The sequence below is a fragment of the Bacillus sp. FSL R9-9834 genome (genome assembly GCF_038006905.1).
Classification (GTDB): domain Bacteria; phylum Bacillota; class Bacilli; order Bacillales; family Bacillaceae_G; genus Bacillus_A; species Bacillus_A pacificus.
In genome coordinates this window covers 3,432,045-3,451,117 of the sequence record NZ_JBBOWD010000001.1, presented here as the reverse complement: position 1 = coordinate 3,451,117, position 19,073 = coordinate 3,432,045, and the positions used below count along the sequence as shown (strand labels likewise).

Below are 19,073 nucleotides of genomic sequence, written 5' to 3'. Positions count from 1 at the left end.
GCATTAAATGAAATAGCGAGAAAATATTACTTTTAATAGAAAGGAAGTGAGGTTGTTGGCCTTTGTACAAACATATACAAAAACAGATTCGCTTTTTATGGTGCATACAGGAAATACGTTAGGGATGCGCGGTATTACGACAGCTACTGCATATCAATATAACGCATTAATTTCCACAAATACAAATTTGAGTTTTGCTGGGGTGCCGTCTTCCACAGATGCGGATACCTTTGCAGGAACGACGAATGATTGGACATTAAATGGTTCATGGGCAAGGTTAAATCCTTCACTAACAGACGTACCAGCAACAGCAACTGTAGATTTTGCGATGTTAGTTTGGCAAGGAACATTGGGAGGTACTGTTACAGAAGAGGTAGTAAATGCGAATACTCCAACATTCAGAACTCCGGATGATGTGACTCACACTATTACAAGTACGCCTGCGTGGGGAGAAACAAGGTCGAGTGGGACATTTCAAGGTACGATTTATACACGTGCAGCTAATGTGACGAGTATTCTTCAAGGACTTCCTAATCGTGCTGTAGGTGATTATTTTGTAGAACGTGTTCCAACAGCAAATCCACCTTTGCAAGGAACAGGGGTAGGGTGGGCATTAGTTGTTGTATATCGTGATAATTCATATCCTGTTAGGAATGTTAGTTTATATACTGGTTTACTCATTTCTACATTGGGTGAGACGGCGACGATTTCAAATTTCATTACTCCAACTGTAGCACCGGTTAATGCTCGTGTATTTACAATGGCGATTAACGGTGATACAGATGCGACTGGGGACACATTTGTTTTAAATGGTAGAGCACTTTCGGGGCCTAATAATAGAAATCCTAACTTTTTTGCCTCGCAAGTCAATAATTATTTAGGGAATTTAAATACAATCGGTAGTTTTGCAGATAGAAATATGCCGATTGGAACTGCTGCAACGAATCGGCGTGCTGAATTTGATGTGACGAATGTCCCAGCGAACGGTGTATTAACAGCTGGATCAACTTCTACGACAGTGAATATCCCAAATACATTTGACTATCTTTATGCTGGTGCTGTAGGTTTGCAAATAGAGTTAGGAGAGGCACGTCTAACTGCTACAAAATCAGTAACTGTAAGTTAAATTGATAGAAAAATTCTCGTAAATTAATAGGGAGGAATTCTTTTGGCTTTCGTTCAAGCTTACGGTAAAAATGATAACTTATTTATGATGCATACGGGTAATACGATGGGAATGCGCGGTACTGCAAATACAAACTTTGCTTACAATGCACTTATAACATTAAATACAGATTCTACTTTTGGAGGAGTTCCTTCATCGACGGATCCGAATACATTTGGAGGTACAACAAATGATTGGACATTAGATGGCTCATGGGCTGAATTAAATCCATCAACTACTATCGTTCCAGCTACGGCGGTTGTAGATTTTGCGTTACTTGTTTGGTCAGGTGGATTGGATACGGCTGTTACAACTGCTGTTGTTGATGCGAATCCTCCAAATTTAGTTACGCCTGATGGAACGAGTACACAAGTGACAATTAATTCAGCATGGTCATCAGAAGGGACAAATCTCCCTTTTATAGCCAATGTTTATAACCGAGCAGCAGACGTCACATCTTTACTGCAAGGTTTACCGAATCGAGCGGCAGGAAGATATAGTGTAACGAGATTACCTACGCGTCAGCCAGTTGGTTATGGTGCTGGATGGTCTTTAATTGTAGTTTATCGTGATTCCTCCTATCCAATGAGAAATGTAAGCTTATTTCCAGGTTTTTTATTATCAGGTACACCACAAACCATTTCAGGATTTTTTACGCCAGCTACAGGAACAGTGACAGCGCGAGCCTTTGTAATGGCAGTAAATGGTGATCCGAACTTTACGGGTGATAATTTTCAGTTGAATTCTGTGACATTAACGGGACCGAATAATCCATCAGGGAATTTTTTTAGAGGGCAAGTGAATGATATTAACGGAAATTTAAATACAATTGGTAGTTTTGCGGATCGGAATTTTTCAGGAACAACTACAAATGCAAATGCAAGAGCTGAATTTGATATTACAAATGTAAATGCAACAGGTTCTATTGCACCAAATACGACATCTACACAAGTAAATATTACAGGTACAGGGGATACGATTTATACAAGTGCGGTTGGATTACAAATAGATTTGGCAGAAGCTAGATTAACAGCCGAAAAATCTGTAACTGTAAGTTAAAAAGATTGCTATAAGCTAGCAATCTTTCTTTTATGAGGAGGATTTTGTCAGTAAAGATTCATAATGAGAATAATCAATTTCTTTTTCTTGTAGTTTTTTTACTAAAAATTTATGATCACGTTTCGGTGTAGCGATAATATACCCTTTAATAATTAAATCTTGTGTAATTTGAGAGGCTTTTTCTTGTAATGCAAGCTCTCCGATTTTGCCAGCAATTTTTGATTTAGCAACATCGCGAAATAATTCTGGAACAGGACTTACGAGCTCTTCTAACAATTGTTTTTGTTCGTCATCCCACAAATGCCTAGTTTTATTAATATAGTGCTCTTCCCAATCTAAAATGGACATACCATCTTCTTTTGGTAGTCGTTTCAGGAATTTTCTGAACATAAAATATCCACCGATAGACATAAGCCCTAATAAAATAACAGTCCATAGCACAATAAACCAACTGAACCATCCTTCGAGCAAATATATCCCCCCTTAATGATTGCGGTTTTCTATTATTCATATTATAAACAGTGAGATTCATAGAAAGCAAGAACGCTTGGTCATTTTGACCAAGCGTTATCATTTAAACAAAGTATAGTTGTTCCACACATAAATTATTATTATCATCTTCTACATATTCAATGATTAATGTGCCAACTTTACGATCTTTATCTTCAGTTGTGAAAATAGAGTAAGAAGTAAAACGTGCTGTTGATAGGCCACTTATATGTGTAGGTAAAGAAATGTAGTCGTTATCGCGGAAGAATTCCATCAGTTCAATATCCTCAAATTCTTTTCGGTCAACTTGTTTGTTTGTATAGCGGCGTTGAAGTTGTTTTAAAGACTCATTCCAAGAAATTGCTTTTGTATCGTATACCATTGTCTTATCTCCTTACTGTATGTAATCATTAAGAACATACGTTCTAAACTAGTATACTCTTTTTATTAGAAAAGGGAAAGCAAAAAATAATGTAAGCTTGGATTTCCAAGCTTACATTATTGATGCGTCCGTCATAATCTCTATTTTTTATTATAAGTTACATAAGAATAAGAAACAAGATGATATATATTTTGTTGATGGTTTTAAAAATTCTGTATGTTATGAATGTACTAAAGTGCAAGGGAATGAGAGGAATGGTATATGTAATTTCACTCCAAGGACCGATGGCAAGTGGAAAAACGACATTGGCTAAAAGATTAGAACGATACGGGCTTTCAGTTATATATGAAAATCCTTATCCAATTGTAGAAAAGCGAAAACAATTAAATTTGGATATGAATTCAAAAGAAGGGTTTATAGTAAATCAAAAAATGTTTATAGAAGCTAAAATAAAGGAGTTTCAAAATGCGAAGGGTTCAGTCGTTATTTTTGATCGTGGACCTGAAGATATTGAATTTTATACACTTTTTTATCCAATGATTATAGGGAAAGAATGGGATATAGAAACTGAATTGAAAGATGAATTATATAAATTAAGAGAATGCCGTTCAGATGATATTTTTTATTTAGATGTGACGAAAAAGAATGTATATGATAGAAAAAATAACGATAGAACAAGAAAGCGAAGTACATTTGAGGAGCAATTTAAATTAGTAGAAACTGAAAAAGACTGGTATAAACAATTTCCTGTAACTTATGTGGACACGAATAGATTAACAGCAGAAAAATTAGAGGTATATTTTATGGATTGGTTAAAGGAGAGAGGGCTATGAAAAAAATACTTTTATTTGTATACCCAACATTTGCGGAGTTTGAAATAACAGTAGCAACGGCATTGCTGAAAAACAAATATGAAATCATTACAGCAGGTTTAACAAAAGAATTGATTATAAGTGAAACGGGTTTGCAAGTGCAACCACATATAGAATTAAGAGAAGTACGTGTAGAAAAATATGAGGGAATTATTATTCCAGGCGGAGATGCGATACATATGAAGGATGCGGCAGGACTCTTTGCAGTCATCCGTCAATTTCACGAACAAGAAAAATTAGTAGCTGCTATTTGTGCTGGACCGTATGCGCTAGCAAAAGCAGGCTTATTCAAAGAAAACTCGTATACAGTAACTATGGATTATAGAAAATTAGATTGTTTTCCAGTAGAAAATTTTGTGTATGAAGAAGTTGTGCAACATTCAAATATTATTACAGCACAGGGGCATGCATTTGTGCCATTTGGAATAGCGATTGCCTCTTATTTTGGGGTAACAAACGAACATAATATAAATTTTTACAGCGGTAAGGGGAATGTGATGATGGAGGAGCTTTTACTTAAAAATATGTAAAAGCTAGCGAATGCTAGCTTTTTTCTTTTTGACATCGATAAATGGCTAACGTTTTCGGATCGCGCCATATACCGTTATGAAGTAACAATTCATTTTTTACTTCTTCTTTTAGCCATTCCTTCATTTCGGCGTGAAGATGTGTATTATCAGGTATATTTAGCGACGGAAACATGCTAGAAATATAGTTTACAATTGGAGTAGCATGATGAAAAACGAGAGCATTATGAATAACTGCTTCTTCAACAGTTGGAAAAACAGACTGTAATATCTCTTTACCATTTTCCAAACAAAATGGCGTGACTGAAGATGTTGTTTTCGGTAAATCAAATGCGTCTAACATGCGGTTACACATTTCAACTATACGAGGTAATGTAACGTCAGAATTTGTTGTAGCTAAAAGTGAGCCGCCAGGACGTATTACTTTATGGAACCCTTGGATGGTTTTTTCAACATCTTTCATGTGATATAACATATGTCTTGCGACGATCCAGTCGTAGCAATTGGCTTCAAAAGGAAGTTTTTCAGCGTCACCTAGTCTCCATTCAATTAAATTATTCGTTTTAGTGGCTTCAGAGAGCATGGCTTCTGATTGATCAAAACCTGTTAATTGACCTTTATGGCCATTCGCTTGCAAAAAGGAAAGAAATTTTCCGTTAGCGCATCCAACCTCTAATATTTTCTCGTCTCCTTGAAGTTGTAAATGATCCATGACGACTTTATCTAAATTCACATGTTTTTCTTCATAATGTTTATGCGTATCGATACGAGTTTGTAAATGGTTGCTTACGTTGTATTGGCGTTTTACATCATTCATCTTTTCGCATTCCACCTTCGTGCAAAATTGCTGAATTGCGTGCGTTAATACGTCGGTTTTCTTTAAGCCTTCGTAATGGAGTGCAGCTTCAAACCTTTCAAGTAATTTTTCTTCAATTCGAAAATGAATATCTTTTCGCTTTGTCACTGAAATCTCTCCCCTTTGTATCGGTTAGTGAGACTATAACACGCCTGAAAAATTTGTGTAAATCATTTGTGTACACAAATGGAGGAGATGAAAAAATTGTTTGAATGTGAGTTTAAACTATTGACGATTTAACCGTTTTCATATATTCTTAAATTAAGAAATATTCAAATAATTAAAAGAAATGAGAGAGTCACATGCTTCTTCAAGGAACACATCGAATTGGTCGTATGGCCATGCTGTTGGCACTTGCGGATGAGAATGAAAGCCCTGTATTATCTATCCCAAAAGGTTGGAAGTATTGTACGGGGAAAGTGGGTTCGATGAATTCGCAAAAGGTTGTTGCAGCAATGGAAACAGCGGCTAAGAGCAACCAAGTTATTGAAACAGACGTTTACAGAGAAACACATGCACTTTATCACGCAATTATGGAAGCTTTGTACGGAGTGACGAGAGGTCAAATTCAGTTAGCAGACGTTCTTCGTACAGTAGGACTTCGCTTTGCGATTGTGCGCGGTACACCATACGACGGAAAAAAAGAGGGCGAATGGGTTGCTGTTGCATTATATGGAACGATTGGTGCACCTGTAAAAGGATCTGAGCATGAGGCGATTGGTTTAGGAATTAATCACATATGATTTGCCCATAGTCTATTAGTTAGAAGGGGGCCTTACTTTTTTAGGACAGAAGTCTGTCTTAAAAAGATAAGGTCCCCTTTTGCCTTTTTAAGGAGGAAAAACAATGATTACGTTAACAGGACACACATTGACAATTGAAGAAATGAAGAGGTTGTTACTTGAAGGAGAAGATGTAACAGCTTGTCCAACTAGTATGCAAAAGGTGGCGGAGTGCCGCGAAGTAGTTGAGAAAATTGTAGAGGACGGAAAAGTCGTTTACGGTATTACAACTGGATTTGGAAAGTTTAGTGATGTGCTAATTCAAAAAGATGATGTAAAGGCACTTCAACATAATTTAATTCAGTCACATGCATGTGGGATAGGCGAGCCATTCCCTGAAGAAGTATCACGCGGTATGTTAATTTTACGAGCAAACACGATGCTTAAAGGAGTATCTGGTGTTAGACCGCTCGTTGTAAATATGCTTCTTGAGTTTGTAAATCGTAAAATTCACCCAGTTGTTCCACAACAAGGCTCACTTGGTGCGAGTGGCGATTTAGCACCTTTATCTCATCTTGCGCTCGTATTATTAGGTGAAGGTGAAGTGTTCTATAAAGGAAAACGCGTTCATGCAATGGTCGCTCTTACAGAAGAAGGTCTTGAGCCAATTGAACTTGAAGCGAAAGAAGGTCTAGCGTTAATTAATGGCACGCAGGCGATGACAGCGCAAGGAGTTCTTTCTTATATAGAAGCAGAAGCAACGGCTTATCAAGCTGAATTAATTGCATCTATGACAATTGAAGGTTTACAAGGCATTATTGATGCATTTGATGAAAATGTTCATAAAGCACGTGGTTATAAAGAGCAAGTGGAAGTAGCGAGCAGAATTCGTGACATCCTTCATGACAGTAAATTAACAACAAAACAAGGAGAACTACGTGTGCAGGATGCATATTCACTTCGTTGTATTCCGCAAGTACACGGTGCTTCTTGGCAAGTTTTAAATTATGTGAAAGAAAAATTAGAAATTGAAATGAATGCAGCAACGGATAATCCGCTAATCTTTGATGGCGGGGAAAAAGTAATTTCAGGTGGTAATTTCCACGGTCAACCAATTGCATTTGCGATGGACTTCTTAAAAGTAGGAATGGCAGAACTTGCAAATATTTCAGAGCGTCGTATTGAGCGTTTAGTGAATCCGCAATTAAACGATTTACCACCATTTTTAAGTCCAGAACCAGGACTTCAGTCTGGTGCAATGATTATGCAATATGCTGCAGCGTCACTAGTTTCTGAAAATAAAACGTTAGCACATCCGGCGAGTGTTGATTCAATCCCGTCATCAGCTAACCAAGAAGATCACGTAAGTATGGGAACAATCGCTTCACGCCATGCACATCAAATTATTCAAAACGTAAGACGTGTTCTTTCAATTGAGATGATTTGTGCGATGCAAGCTGCAGAATATCGAGGTATTGAAAACATGAGTACAGTGACGAAAAGTTTCTATCATCAAGGTCGTCAGCAAGTGCCTTCTATTACAAATGACCGTATATTCTCAACGGATATTGAAAATATTGCGCATTGGTTAAAAACGAATTATTCGATCAAAGAAAGATTAGATGTAAACGCAGCACTATAAAATGAGAAAAGGGAGAGATTGAAATGGAAAAAGTTAAACAAACAATTCGCGCGCCAAGAGGTACGGAGTTACAAACGAAAGGGTGGGTGCAAGAAGCTGCACTTCGTATGTTAATGAACAATTTAGATCCGGAAGTTGCTGAAAAGCCAGAAGAATTAGTTGTATATGGTGGAATCGGCCGTGCAGCTCGTAACTGGGAAAGCTACAATGCAATTGTAGATTCATTAAAAACGTTAGAAAGCGATGAAACATTACTTGTTCAATCAGGAAAACCAGTTGCAATCTTTAAATCACATGAAGATGCACCTCGCGTTCTTTTAGCGAACTCAAACTTAGTACCGAAGTGGGCGAACTGGAATCACTTCCGTGAACTAGAGAAAAAAGGTCTTATGATGTATGGACAAATGACAGCAGGTAGCTGGATTTACATTGGAACACAAGGTATTTTACAAGGAACATATGAAACGTTTGGTGAAGCGGCACGTCAACATTTCGGTGGTTCATTAAAAGGTACATTAACACTTACTGCTGGTTTAGGTGGTATGGGCGGTGCACAACCTCTTGCTGTAACGATGAATGGCGGTGTTGTTATCGCTATTGATGTTGATAAGCGCAGCATTGATCGTCGTATTGAAAAGAGATACTGTGATATGTATACAGAATCATTAGAAGAAGCATTAACGGTTGCGAACGAGTATAAAGAGAAGAAAGAACCGATTTCTATTGGTTTATTAGGAAATGCGGCAGAGATTTTACCAGAGCTAGTGAAGCGTAATATTACGCCAGATTTAGTTACAGATCAAACATCTGCTCATGATCCATTAAACGGTTATATTCCAGTAGGTTACACGTTAGAAGAAGCAGCAAAACTTCGTGAAGAAGATCCGGAGCGCTACGTACAATTATCAAAAGAAAGCATGACAAAACATGTAGAAGCCATGCTTGCTATGCAAGCAAAAGGCGCAATTACATTTGATTACGGAAATAACATTCGCCAAGTTGCTTTTGATGAAGGTTTGAAAAATGCATTCGATTTCCCAGGATTCGTTCCAGCATTTATCCGTCCATTATTCTGCGAAGGAAAAGGACCATTCCGCTGGGTAGCACTTTCTGGTGACCCAGAAGATATTTATAAAACAGACGAAGTAATTTTACGTGAGTTTGCTGATAATGAGCATTTATGTAACTGGATCCGTATGGCTCGTCAGCAAGTTGAGTTCCAAGGTCTTCCGTCACGTATTTGTTGGCTTGGTTACGGTGAGCGCGCGAAATTTGGTCGCATTATTAATGAAATGGTTGCAAATGGTGAATTATCAGCACCAATCGTTATCGGTCGTGACCATTTAGATTGCGGATCAGTAGCATCTCCAAACCGTGAAACAGAAGCGATGAAAGATGGTAGTGATGCAGTAGCTGACTGGCCAATTTTGAATGCATTAATTAACAGTGTAAACGGTGCAAGCTGGGTATCTGTTCACCACGGTGGCGGCGTTGGTATGGGTTATTCACTTCACGCTGGAATGGTTATCGTTGCAGATGGAACAGAAGCAGCAGCAAAACGTATTGAGCGCGTATTAACTTCTGACCCTGGTATGGGTGTTGTTCGTCACGTGGATGCAGGGTATGACTTAGCTGTGGAAACTGCGAAAGAAAAAGGCGTTAACATTCCAATGATGAAATAAGGAGGAGAAAAACATGCTGGACACTTTACTAATAAATATCGGTCAATTACTAACAATGGATCAAGAAGATGGCTTGTTAAGACGGGAAGCGATGAACACGCTTCCTGTTATCGAAAACGGTGCGGTTGGAATTGAAAATGGTGTAATCACTTTCGTTGGGACAGCAGAAGAAGCAAAAGGACTTCAGGCAAAAGAAGTTATTGATTGTGGCGGGAAAATGGTTTCTCCTGGTCTTGTTGATCCGCATACCCACCTTGTATTTGGTGGATCTCGTGAAAATGAAATCGCGCTAAAATTACAAGGAGTTCCATACTTAGAAATTTTAGAACAAGGCGGAGGTATTCTTTCAACTGTAAATGCAACGAAACAATCGTCGAAAGAAGAGCTTGTTCAAAAGGCGAAATTCCATTTAGACCGTATGCTATCTTTCGGAGTTACAACTGTAGAAGCGAAGAGTGGTTACGGATTAGATGATGAGACGGAATGGAAGCAATTAGAGGCAACGGCACAATTACAAAAAGAGCATCCAATTGATTTAGTTTCCACATTTTTAGGTGCTCATGCAGTTCCAAAAGAGTATAAAGGTAGATCGAAAGAATTTTTACAATGGATGTTAGATTTATTACCAGAAATGAAAGAGAAGCAATTAGCGGAATTCGTTGATATTTTCTGTGAAACAGGTGTGTTCTCTGTTGAAGAGTCAAAAGAGTTTTTATTAAAAGCGAAAGAGCTTGGATTTGATGTGAAAATTCATGCGGATGAAATTGACCCTCTTGGTGGTGCGGAAGCAGCGGCTGAAATTGGTGCAGCATCAGCGGACCATTTAGTTGGTGCTTCTGATAAAGGAATTGAAATGCTTGCAAACTCTAATACAGTAGCGACTTTATTACCAGGAACAACTTTCTATTTAAATAAAGAAAGCTTTGCACGCGGCCGAAAAATGATTGATGAAGGTGTTGCAGTTGCGTTAGCTACAGACTTTAACCCGGGCAGCTGTCCAACGGAAAACATTCAGCTTATTATGAGCATCGCAATGCTGAAGTTGAAAATGACACCAGAAGAAGTTTGGAATGCGGTAACAGTTAACTCTTCTTACGCAATTAATCGTGGCGATGTAGCTGGGAAAATTAGAGTAGGTCGCAAGGCAGATCTAGTGCTATGGGATGCTTACAATTATGCTTACGTACCGTATCATTACGGCGTAAGTCATGTAAATACAGTATGGAAGAATGGTAATATCGCATATACAAGAGGTGAACAATCATGGAGCACGGCCACTATTTAAAGAAAAATGCCAAGTTTATCGATCGTGAAGTGACAAAATGGAGTGAAATGATTAAAGATTGGGAGGAAGGCGTGGAAATATTCGGTGCGGCCTTAATTGGAGCACCCCTTTCTAAACCATCTATTAGTCATTCAGGAGCAAGTTTTGCTCCAAAAACAATTCGTGCGATGTTAGATGCATATAGCACGTACGCAATTACAGAAGAACATGATATGAAAGAAAGTGTCTTATATGATTGCGGAGATATTACGATGCATGTGACGGATATAAAAGAAAGTCATAACCGAATTGCGAAAACAGTTGGTCATGTAACGAAAGTAAATCCGAACATGATACCAATCGTTCTTGGTGGGGATCATTCGATTAGTTTTCCGAGTATAACAGGATTTGCAAATAGTAAAGGGAAGGTCGGTATTATTCAATTTGATGCCCATCATGATTTGCGCAACTTAGAAGATGGTGGTCCGTCAAATGGTACACCGTTCCGTAGTTTACTAGAAAATGGTGTTATTACAGGAAAACAACTCGTTCAAATCGGTATTCGTAATTTTTCAAATGCACGAGCGTACCATGAATATGCAAAAGAACATGGCGTGACAGTGTATACAATGAAAGATGTACGAGAGCGAGAAATAAAAGATATTATGACGGAAAGTATCGAAGTATTAAGAAAGCAAGGCGTGACTTCTATTTATATTTCTCTTGATATGGATGTACTAGATCAAGCATTTGCGCCAGGTTGTCCAGCGATTGGTCCTGGGGGAATGGATAGCGCGACTTTACTGGATGCGATTGAATTTCTTGGCAAAGAACCTCTCGTTCAAGGGATGGATATTGTAGAAATTGATCCAACTCTTGATTTCAGAGATATGACGAGCCGAGTAGCTGCGCAAGTGATTATGAGTTTTCTTTTGGCGAGGGAGACGATCAGGAAAGAGATTCGTATATAAGGAGAAACCTCTCTATTTTATTAGAGAGGTTTTTCTATATACGAATATTACTAGGTAAGAGCGTATAAATTGACGTTACTATCTAAAAGTAAGTATGATGCGATTGTAGTAAGAATTTTTTTAGGGGGAAAAAACATGACAAGTTCGAACAAGAAAGCGGCAAGTATTTATGAAGGAACAAATGTAAACGCTTGGGGATCTTTTGAAAATATTGAAGAAACGAAGTTGTTTGATCAGATTCAAGTCGGAGCTTGGTCTCTTCGTAATCGCATAGCAATGGCGCCAATGACAAGATGCTTTGCAGATAATGAAACTGGAGTAGTTGGTGCTGATGTAGCGGAATACTACAGAAAACGTGCTGCTGACGGAGTTGGATTAATTATTACAGAAGGAATTGTCATTAGTCCGAGAGCGAAAGGGAATCCAGGAGTACCAGGGATTTATACGCAAGAACAAATCGATTCTTGGAAACCTGTTACAGAGGCAGTACATAAAGAAGGCGGAACGATTATTGCTCAAATATGGCATGTTGGACGTATGAGTCATCACGAAATAATTGGTGGGCAAATGCCGCAAGCGCCTTCTGCAATCGCTGCAGAAGGGAATGTTCCGCGTTTTCGTAAACCATTTGATACACCAGAAGCAATGACGTTAGAAGAAATACAAGAAGTTATCAGTCAATACGCACAAGCTGCGAAAAACGCGATCGAAGCTGGATTTGATGGGGTAGAAATTCACGGTGCACACGGATATTTAATTGATCAATTTACTTATGAGTTTGCTAATAAGCGTACTGATAAATATGGCGGTGACTTAAAGCAAAGGTTAACGTTTATGAAAGAAGTAACAGAGGCTGTAATAGAAGCAGTTGGAGCTGATAAAACACTTCTTCGTTTCTCTGCTTTTAAAGGGGATAATCCTACTTATATGTGGGAAAACCCTGAGCTGGCGATTGAAACATTCGTAAATATGTTTAAAGAAGTTGGATTAACGATGATTCACCCTTCAACGATGAATTATACGCAAGTGATTGCTGACGGAAAGAATTTTCATCAATTAGTAAGAAAATATTGGGATGGTACGATTGTTGGGGTTGGTAATTTAAATCCGAAAGAGGCAGAAGAAGCACTGCAAGAAGGAACAATTGACATAGCTGCATTCGGAAGACCGTTAATTGCTAATCCAAATTTTGTTCATCGAATTAAACATGCTGAAAGTTTAGTTGAATATGACGCGAAAGAGCATCTTGCTACATTAATTTGAATAAAGATAAAAGGAGAACACATGGAGTGTTCTCCTTTTATTATGGAATTTCATAGGGGGAAGCGAGATGAGTGAAACGCTACTCGTTATTATTAGTATATTACTATTATTAATGTTGATTTTAATCGTCTTTTTTATTATCACATTTTTTATAAAAAAACGGACGCATCATTCTATTTTAAAATTACATCCATACTTAGGAAGAATGCGTTACTTACTGGAAAAGATAGGGCCGGAATTCCGACAATATTGGTTTGATCACGATACAGATGGAAAACCTTTTTCACGTTACGATTTTCAAAGTGTTATGTTTTTAGCGAAGTATCGCTCTGAAATACTTGGTTTTGGGTCGAAACGAGATTTTGAAGCATCTGGTTATTATATTGCTAATACGTTGTTTCCGGTATTAACAGAAGAATTAAGTGTGAACGTAACGCAAGAACGTGAAGGGAAAAAGTATGTGATTCATAAAGAAGGATTATTTTCACGGAGAGAAAAATTGACAGCGGATACAACGAATCTTTGGTTATACGAAGAAGACGATGCAATTATCGTCGGCGAAAATCGTAAATATCCATGGAAACTGTATGGCATGTTTGGGGCATCAGCAACTTCTTACGGTGCGATTGGTGAAAATTATATTTTAGCGAGCGGCTTTGGAGCGAAAATGGCAGGCGGATCGTGGATTAATACTGGTGAAGGTGGCGTTATTCCAGAACATTTACATACAGGGGCGAATATCGTGGCGCAAATTGGTCCAGGGCTATTTGGATACCGTGATGAGGACGGGAATTTTTCAATGGAGAAATTTATGGAGAAAGTGAAAGAAAGTAATATTAAAGCATTTGAATTGAAATTTGGGCAAGGTGCGAAAATACGTGGTGGTCATTTAGAGGGGCAAAAAGTAAATGAGAAAATTGCTTCTGTTCGGAATGTACGAGTAGGAGAGACGATTAATTCTCCGAATCGATTTTCATTTTTGAACAATGCAGCAGATACACTTTATTTTATTCAGCGTTTGCAAGAAACGGGCGGGAAACCAATCGGTATGAAAATTGTAATTGGACAGCAGGAGCCGTTGGAAGATTTATTTAAAACGATGAAAGAGTTAAATATCTATCCGGATTTTATTACAATTGACGGTTCAGAAGGTGGATCAGGAGCAACATATAAATCGATGGCAGATAGTATGGGGATGCCGCTTATTCCAGCGTTACTGACATGTATTGATACAGCGAATCATTATGGTGTTCGTGATAAATTCAAAGTGTTTGCCTCGGGGAAATTAATTACACCAGATAAAGTGGCAATTGCTTTAGCGATTGGTGCAGATGCTGTAAACTCGGCACGTGGTTTTATGATGGCAAGCGGTTGTATTATGGCGCTGCAATGTAATTCTGGCCAATGTCCATCTGGTGTTGCCACGACGAATCCGCACTATCAAAAAGCACTAGATCCGTATGAGAAGAAGTGGCGAGTCATGAATTATATAATAAGTATGAGATATAGTTTGTTCTCACTTGCAGCAGCAGCGGGAGTAAAGAGTCCACGTCATTTAACGAGAGAGCATATTTTATTTAAAGATGAGGTGGGACGGGTGGTGCCTCTTTCGGAATTGTTTCCTATAACAAATCAAACCTAAAAGTATTTTTCCAGTGCAAATGTTTGTTTTTTTGTCTTACGATATAGTCTGCGTAGATAAGGAGGGAATAGATTGTAAGACAACGAAATTAGATAATGATTATCATTCCGCTACTTGATCCAAAAGGAATTACGATGAAGAACATGATCGCAGGTTGTTTCATTTCGTTCCCAATATGGATTTGTTAAAAAAGTTTTAATGAGTCCTCTAAGAAAGGTGGTAAAAACAATGGCTAGAAAGAAAGAAGTGAAAGTATTACGTAAACAAAAGAAAAGAGAAACTATGCAACCACCTACGACTACTAGTAACGCTTTGAGTTGCGATTTAGGTGTCGATAGATTATTAAGTTGTGTAACCAATACAGGTGATACATTTTTAATCGATGGAAAAAAATTAAAATCTATAAATCAATACTTCAACAAAACGATACGTAATCTACAACAGAAAAATATGGAGAATGGACTTTCAAAACGCGTTGTAACGAATAAAATGGATGCACTTTGGCATAAACGAGAACGACAAATAAATGGTTACATTTCACAAGCGGTAGGCCTGTTGTTCAAAAAAGTGAAAGAATTCGATATAGATACGATTGTTGTAGGGTATAACATGGATTGGGAACAAGAATCTCATATGGGGGAAAAGAATAATCAAACATTTGTCCAGATCCCATTTCATAAACTGATTGCAGCAATTGAGAATAAGTGTGTAAAAGAAGGTATACGATTTTTCAAACAAGAAGAAAGCTATACTTCAAAGGCCAGTTTCCTAGACGAAGATCCGGCTCCAGTTTGGTCTAAGGATGATAGAACGCACTATCGCTTTAGTGGCAAACGAATCACGCGTGGTCTGTACCAAAGTAAAACAGGAACATGTATCCACGCTGATATTAATAGTGCGCTGAATATATTGAAAAAATCAAAAGTTGTAGAATTGGATGACAATCTGAAAGTGAAAACGCCGATCCTATTAGAAGTACAAAAAACGTAAGGCTGTTGCTTTGCGCACAGCTTAGTCGATGCGTCAACTATCCATGTGTACGCGACTTTGTCGGGGGCTTGTAGAAAACGCCGGATTTTCGCCTCTTCCACAAGGGAGAACTGCTCTTTTTCGAAAGGGTGGTGCAAGTGGGAAAACAATCGTTCGTTGTCAGTACCAACCAAAAACATACTTGGGGTGTTACTGTGGGGTAGCATGAATGCTAGAGCGTCAAACTGTCTAGCGATAGACGAAAAGACCTAGCGTTCGAACTCAAGCCCCCACTGAAAGGCTTTATCTCAGTGGAGGTAGTTGACAAGGTTTAGATCCAAAGTAAATCGGTATTCTTTCCTACACTTCTGCGGTTTATTATATAGTACTTTGGCATATTGGGTGTATAGATAGAGAAAGAAAAATTTGCGATGCCAATAAGCTGAAAGTCATACATTCGTATGGCTTTTTTCTTTTAAAATTTTTCGGATGAAAAATAAAAATAAGATGTGAAAAAATACACTGTTTTATTTTCTGAATATTTTTACTTTGATTTCTTTTGAAACCCGGGTAATCCACTGGGATAAAGGCGTTTATGAAGGTTTTCATATGTAGTAAAAAACACCTGTTCACTTGAAAGAACAAAAAATGTTTGTTAAGGTAGGGAACCATAAGCGAAAACAAGAAAATAGAAAAAGTCATTTTTCGAAATTTTGAATGGCTTATGTAACTAAGGGAGAGATTTGGTGAAGATTGAGATTATGGTTTCGCTTGCTATTTATATGGCAGGTATGTTGTATATCGGTTATTGGTCTTATAAGAAGACATCCGATTTATCAGATTATATGTTAGGCGGAAGGGGACTTGGTCCAGCGGTTACAGCTTTATCGGCTGGTGCTTCTGACATGAGTGGTTGGATGCTAATGGGATTACCTGGTGCGATGTATGCGACAGGGTTATCAAGTGTGTGGATTGCGATAGGTTTATTAATAGGTGCTTATGCAAACTATTTAATTCTTGCCCCGCGTTTGCGAACGTATACAGAAGTGGCTAATGATTCAATTACGATTCCAGACTTTTTAGAGAATCGATTTAAAGATCGTACGAAAATACTTCGTTTTGTCTCCGCTATCGTCATTTTAGTATTTTTCACATTTTATGCGTCGGCTGGTTTAGTATCAGGTGGACGTTTGTTTGAAAATTCTTTCAACCTTGATTATAAAATTGGTTTATTTGTAACTGTCGGTGTCGTAGTTGCTTATACACTATTCGGTGGTTTTTTAGCAGTAAGTTGGACCGACTTTGTGCAAGGTTGTATTATGTTTATTGCTCTCGTATTAGTACCAATTGTTGCTTTTACAGATGTCGGTGGTGTAACAGAGACATACAATACGATTAAGCAAGTTGATGCATCGCATTTAGATATGTTTAAAGGGACCACAATTCTTGGTATTATTTCCTTTTTAGCATGGGGTCTTGGGTATTTTGGTCAACCACATATTATTGTCCGCTTTATGGCAATTACCTCTATTAAAGATTTGAAAACTTCTCGTAGAATCGGTATCGGTTGGATGGCGATTTCCATTATAGGTGCAATGCTTACTGGCTTGGTTGGTATCGCCTACTATGCTAAAAATAATGGGACATTACAAGACCCAGAAATGGTCTTTGTAACATTCTCAAACATTTTATTCCATCCGTACATTACCGGGTTTTTATTGTCAGCTATATTAGCTTCTATAATGAGTAGTATTTCCTCGCAATTACTTGTTATTTCAAGTGCAGTAACGGAAGATTTCTATAAAACATTTTTCCGTCGTAATGCAAGTGATAAAGAACTTGTATTTATCGGTAGACTGTCAGTTTTAGTAGTAGCTATGATCGCAGTTGTTTTAGCGTATCATCCAAGTGATACAATTTTAACACTCGTCGGTTATGCTTGGGCAGGATTTGGTTCAGCATTCGGACCTGCCATTTTATTAAGTTTATATTGGAAAAGAACGAACAAATGGGGCGTTCTTGCTGGGATGATTGTTGGTGCAGTAGTTGTAATTACTTGGGTACAAATTCCAAGTTTAAAAGCGACTATGTATGAAATGGTACCTGGATTCTTCTGTAGCTTATTAGCTGTGATTGTTGTAAGTTTAGTAACGAAAGAACCAGTTAAAGCAATTCATCGTGAATTTAATGAGATGGAAGCAGTGCTGGAAGAAGAAACGAAATGATTTGAAAAGGGAGTAAACGGTGAATAGCGTTTACTCCCTTTTCATTTTAAATGAAATAAGTAACTTGTTGACAAAGAAAAGTAAGTAACTTATAATAAGTGTTAAGTTTGAGGTAAATGATATTCTAAATCACGTTTTATCCCACTTTAATGGGCAGTAAAACCCCCACTGATTATGGTATTAAAGTGAGTAAATGTTTTTTGGAAACTATCTTGAAATCGAGATAATTTCGATAAGTTAAACGTTAATGTGTAATTTTACAATTAATATCTCGAATTCGAGATAAAATTATCATGACGGATTTTACTTTCTAGTATGGACAAAATGAATAATGAATTTTAATGTAAAGCAATTTTTATAATGAATTAAAAAGGAGTGGACGAAATGGAAAAGAAAACAATGGGGATACATCACATTACAGCAATTGTAGGACATCCACAAGAAAATGTAGATTTTTATGCTGGTGTATTAGGTTTACGTTTAGTGAAACAAACAGTAAATTTTGATGATCCGGGTACGTACCATCTTTATTTTGGTAATGAAGGAGGAAAGCCTGGAACAATTATTACGTTTTTCCCATGGGCAGGTGCTCGTCAAGGAGTTATTGGTGACGGTCAAGTAGGTATCACTTCTTATGTTGTACCAAAAGGTGCAATGGAGTTTTGGGAAAATCGATTAGAAAAATTCGATGTTTCGTATACAAAAATGACTCGATTTGGAGAGCAGTATTTAGAATTTGATGATCCGCATGGTTTGCATATAGAATTAGTAGAAAGAGAAGAGGGTGAATCAAATAATTGGACTTTTGGAGAAGTTACGCCAGAAGTAGCAATTAAAGGATTTGGTGGTGCGGTTCTATTATCGGCACAGCCTCAAAAAACTGCTGAACTGTTAGAACATATTATGGGTCTTGAGAAAATTGGAGAAGAAGGTGAATTCGTTCGATTCCGTTCTTCTGCTAAGATTGGAAATATTATCGACTTGAGGTTATCAACAATCGGTCGTGGCCAAATGGGCGTTGGTACAGTGCATCATATTGCTTGGAGAGCGAGTGACGATGCTGATCAGTTAGACTGGAAAGAGCATGTGTCCCGTTTTGGATACCACGTAACTCCTGTACAAGATCGTAATTATTTTAACGCAATTTATTTTAGAGAACACGGTGAAATTTTATTTGAAATTGCAACAGATCCTCCTGGTTTCGCTCATGATGAATCGTTGGAGACGATGGGTGAGGAATTAAAATTACCGGAACAATATGAACAGCATAGAAAACAGATTGAACAAACGCTTTTGCCGTTTGAAGTGAGACATTTAGATTAAAGTGATTGAAAGGGGAAAAG

At 37.8% G+C, this 19,073-nt stretch carries 16 protein-coding genes and 1 pseudogene; 14 read left to right on the top strand and 3 right to left on the bottom strand.

Annotated features, from left to right (window positions below; all coding sequences use genetic code 11):
• The first annotated feature begins 55 nt into the window (after positions 1-55).
• Both MKY00_RS17875 and MKY00_RS17870 read left to right on the top strand, forming a co-directional pair.
• Entirely contained in the window at positions 56-1,126 is a 1,071-nt protein-coding gene (locus tag MKY00_RS17875; RefSeq protein WP_016718250.1) for a hypothetical protein, read from the top strand.
• Positions 1,127-1,168: 42 nt separating this feature from the next.
• Positions 1,169-2,224 (top strand): hypothetical protein, encoded by a 1,056-nt coding sequence (locus MKY00_RS17870; RefSeq protein WP_000896226.1) that lies wholly within the window; start codon positions 1,169-1,171, stop codon positions 2,222-2,224.
• A 30-nt stretch (positions 2,225-2,254) separates the two neighbouring features.
• Here MKY00_RS17870 and MKY00_RS17865 read toward each other — a convergent pair whose 3' ends face one another.
• Both MKY00_RS17865 and MKY00_RS17860 read right to left on the bottom strand, forming a co-directional pair.
• The gene (locus tag MKY00_RS17865) at positions 2,255-2,695 is read right to left on the bottom strand and encodes a DUF2621 domain-containing protein (RefSeq protein WP_000889381.1); all 441 of its coding nucleotides are present in this window, start codon (positions 2,693-2,695) and stop codon (positions 2,255-2,257) included.
• Between the two features lie 103 nt (positions 2,696-2,798).
• Positions 2,799-3,095, bottom strand: a complete 297-nt coding sequence (locus tag MKY00_RS17860) for a hypothetical protein (RefSeq protein WP_000262403.1) — start codon at positions 3,093-3,095, stop codon at positions 2,799-2,801.
• 254 nt (positions 3,096-3,349) lie between these two features.
• Here MKY00_RS17860 and MKY00_RS17855 point away from each other — a divergent pair, with 254 nt between their 5' ends.
• Together MKY00_RS17855 and MKY00_RS17850 are read left to right on the top strand one after the other, a co-directional pair.
• Positions 3,350-3,928 (top strand): AAA family ATPase, encoded by a 579-nt coding sequence (locus tag MKY00_RS17855; protein WP_016718249.1) that lies wholly within the window; start codon positions 3,350-3,352, stop codon positions 3,926-3,928.
• Positions 3,925-4,497: a DJ-1/PfpI family protein gene (locus tag MKY00_RS17850; protein WP_016718248.1), complete on the top strand. Its 573-nt coding sequence runs from the start codon at positions 3,925-3,927 to the stop codon at positions 4,495-4,497. Before MKY00_RS17855 ends, MKY00_RS17850 begins: the two co-directional genes overlap by 4 nt.
• Positions 4,498-4,510: 13 nt before the next feature.
• Here MKY00_RS17850 and MKY00_RS17845 read toward each other — a convergent pair whose 3' ends face one another.
• A complete protein-coding gene (locus MKY00_RS17845; RefSeq protein WP_016718247.1) occupies positions 4,511-5,458 on the bottom strand; it encodes a class I SAM-dependent methyltransferase in 948 nt (315 codons plus the stop codon).
• A gap of 194 nt (positions 5,459-5,652) precedes the next feature.
• Here MKY00_RS17845 and hutP point away from each other — a divergent pair, with 194 nt between their 5' ends.
• From hutP to MKY00_RS17795, 10 genes and pseudogenes are all read left to right on the top strand, one after another.
• Positions 5,653-6,093, top strand: a complete 441-nt coding sequence (hutP, locus tag MKY00_RS17840) for a hut operon transcriptional regulator HutP (RefSeq protein WP_000926516.1) — start codon at positions 5,653-5,655, stop codon at positions 6,091-6,093.
• A 103-nt stretch (positions 6,094-6,196) separates the two neighbouring features.
• Positions 6,197-7,714, top strand: coding sequence for a histidine ammonia-lyase (gene hutH, locus MKY00_RS17835; RefSeq protein ID WP_016718246.1), 1,518 nt, complete (start codon positions 6,197-6,199; stop codon positions 7,712-7,714).
• 23 nt (positions 7,715-7,737) lie between these two features.
• Positions 7,738-9,396: a urocanate hydratase gene (hutU, locus tag MKY00_RS17830; RefSeq protein ID WP_000416709.1), complete on the top strand. Its 1,659-nt coding sequence runs from the start codon at positions 7,738-7,740 to the stop codon at positions 9,394-9,396.
• 13 nt (positions 9,397-9,409) lie between these two features.
• Positions 9,410-10,681, top strand: a complete 1,272-nt coding sequence (hutI, locus tag MKY00_RS17825) for an imidazolonepropionase (RefSeq protein WP_000887535.1) — start codon at positions 9,410-9,412, stop codon at positions 10,679-10,681.
• Positions 10,660-11,631 (top strand): formimidoylglutamase, encoded by a 972-nt coding sequence (gene hutG, locus MKY00_RS17820; RefSeq protein ID WP_016718245.1) that lies wholly within the window; start codon positions 10,660-10,662, stop codon positions 11,629-11,631. The genes hutI and hutG overlap by 22 nt, the downstream gene beginning before the upstream one ends.
• Positions 11,632-11,766: 135 nt before the next feature.
• Positions 11,767-12,894: an alkene reductase gene (locus tag MKY00_RS17815; RefSeq protein WP_016718244.1), complete on the top strand. Its 1,128-nt coding sequence runs from the start codon at positions 11,767-11,769 to the stop codon at positions 12,892-12,894.
• Positions 12,895-12,961: 67 nt separating this feature from the next.
• A complete protein-coding gene (locus tag MKY00_RS17810) occupies positions 12,962-14,536 on the top strand; it encodes an FMN-binding glutamate synthase family protein (protein WP_016718243.1) in 1,575 nt (524 codons plus the stop codon).
• Between the two features lie 285 nt (positions 14,537-14,821).
• Positions 14,822-15,551: pseudogene (locus MKY00_RS17805) on the top strand (RNA-guided endonuclease TnpB family protein); the annotation flags it as partial.
• A gap of 700 nt (positions 15,552-16,251) precedes the next feature.
• Positions 16,252-17,730 carry a sodium/proline symporter PutP gene (gene putP, locus MKY00_RS17800; protein WP_000687613.1) on the top strand — a complete coding sequence of 493 codons (1,479 nt, stop codon included), beginning with the start codon at positions 16,252-16,254 and terminating at the stop codon, positions 17,728-17,730.
• 384 nt (positions 17,731-18,114) lie between these two features.
• Positions 18,115-19,053 carry a ring-cleaving dioxygenase gene (locus MKY00_RS17795; protein ID WP_016718240.1) on the top strand — a complete coding sequence of 313 codons (939 nt, stop codon included), beginning with the start codon at positions 18,115-18,117 and terminating at the stop codon, positions 19,051-19,053.
• Positions 19,054-19,073 lie beyond the last annotated feature (20 nt).

Excerpts from the sequence above, each read along its gene's own strand:
- MKY00_RS17860 (WP_000262403.1), bottom strand. The coding sequence starts at position 3,095 with ATGGTATACGATACAAAAGCAATTTCTTGGAATGAGTCTTTAAAACAA.
- MKY00_RS17855 (WP_016718249.1), top strand. The coding sequence starts at position 3,350 with ATGGTATATGTAATTTCACTCCAAGGACCGATGGCAAGTGGAAAAACG.
- MKY00_RS17850 (WP_016718248.1), top strand. The coding sequence starts at position 3,925 with ATGAAAAAAATACTTTTATTTGTATACCCAACATTTGCGGAGTTTGAA.
- hutP (WP_000926516.1), top strand. The coding sequence starts at position 5,653 with ATGCTTCTTCAAGGAACACATCGAATTGGTCGTATGGCCATGCTGTTG.
- hutH (WP_016718246.1), top strand. The coding sequence starts at position 6,197 with ATGATTACGTTAACAGGACACACATTGACAATTGAAGAAATGAAGAGG.
- hutU (WP_000416709.1), top strand. The coding sequence starts at position 7,738 with ATGGAAAAAGTTAAACAAACAATTCGCGCGCCAAGAGGTACGGAGTTA.
- hutI (WP_000887535.1), top strand. The coding sequence starts at position 9,410 with ATGCTGGACACTTTACTAATAAATATCGGTCAATTACTAACAATGGAT.
- hutG (WP_016718245.1), top strand. The coding sequence starts at position 10,660 with ATGGAGCACGGCCACTATTTAAAGAAAAATGCCAAGTTTATCGATCGT.
- MKY00_RS17815 (WP_016718244.1), top strand. The coding sequence starts at position 11,767 with ATGACAAGTTCGAACAAGAAAGCGGCAAGTATTTATGAAGGAACAAAT.
- MKY00_RS17810 (WP_016718243.1), top strand. The coding sequence starts at position 12,962 with ATGAGTGAAACGCTACTCGTTATTATTAGTATATTACTATTATTAATG.
- MKY00_RS17795 (WP_016718240.1), top strand. The coding sequence starts at position 18,115 with ATGGAAAAGAAAACAATGGGGATACATCACATTACAGCAATTGTAGGA.